We start from the raw sequence: 918 nt of genomic DNA, 5'->3' as shown, positions 1-918 counted from the left end.
AGGTGGTTAGAGTGCCTAAGATAAACCATCGGCTTTGTGCACCACTAACAAATCAGTGGTTGGCTTTAAAACTCAGCTGAATGACCAAATCGATGCTTCGACTTAATCTCCCAAAGATGATAAAACACTTCCATATCAGATTAGTGCTTACCATCGTCTCGCAAAGTCATAACCTCTGATTCACTCAAACCCGACGCCTGCGCAATCTGTGCATCCGTTAAAACATTCATTGATATTAAATTGAGAGCGGTTTCTCGCATTTGGGCTTGGCGACCTTTTTCGATGCCTTGCTCAATGCCTTGCTCAAAACCACCCTCCCTCGCCTCCTTCAACAAGGTCGCCTCATCATGCATCGCCCGTTGACGTACAAATGCCAACCGACGCTCTTCTTCATCTGCACTAATCATCTTTAATCGCTCCATTGCCTTTTTAACTGGCTCATAAGGTATATCCACCATCTGAACCAGACTCTGCCAATGTTCCAAAAACTCAATCCAAAACCTCAAAGACCCCGAACTCAACTCCAATCGATCTGCCTTCTTCAATTCGATCAAATTGACCTGCAACTCGTTCCCTAAACGCACGTCCGGCTGTTGTTCATCCCGCATTTCAAAACGCCAGACGGCTTGCTGTCGCTGAGCTTCATTGTCCATAAATAAATCGAAATCCAACAGATGGATCCCAACCGCGGCTTGCAGCTTGGCATAATCCATCCCCGCATCCAACTGCTCACTCAACATCCGCGCCAAATAATACGCACTGCGCTTACCCCATGCATTGTAACGGCGGACCTGCATCTCAATATTATAGCGGTTATTCTCCGCATCCTGCGCCAGCACATCCAAAATGATGTATTTGCCTGTCAACTCAGCTGGATTAATGCTTGGATTTAAAACCTCTACCGATGTAATACTCGGT

Annotated in this window: 1 protein-coding gene; it reads right to left on the bottom strand. The window is 46.3% G+C overall.

Going from position 1 to position 918, the window contains the following annotated elements; all coding sequences use genetic code 11:
• Positions 1-140: 140 nt before the first annotated feature.
• Positions 141-918 (bottom strand): Rpn family recombination-promoting nuclease/putative transposase (locus D791_RS18615; RefSeq protein ID WP_036515053.1); only part of this gene is annotated, 778 nt, incomplete at its 5' end.

The sequence above is a fragment of the Nitrincola nitratireducens genome (genome assembly GCF_000585235.1).
GTDB lineage: Bacteria > Pseudomonadota > Gammaproteobacteria > Pseudomonadales > Balneatricaceae > Nitrincola > Nitrincola alkalisediminis.
Note: the sequence above shows the minus strand (reverse complement) of the source record. Positions and strands in the feature narration are given on the sequence as shown.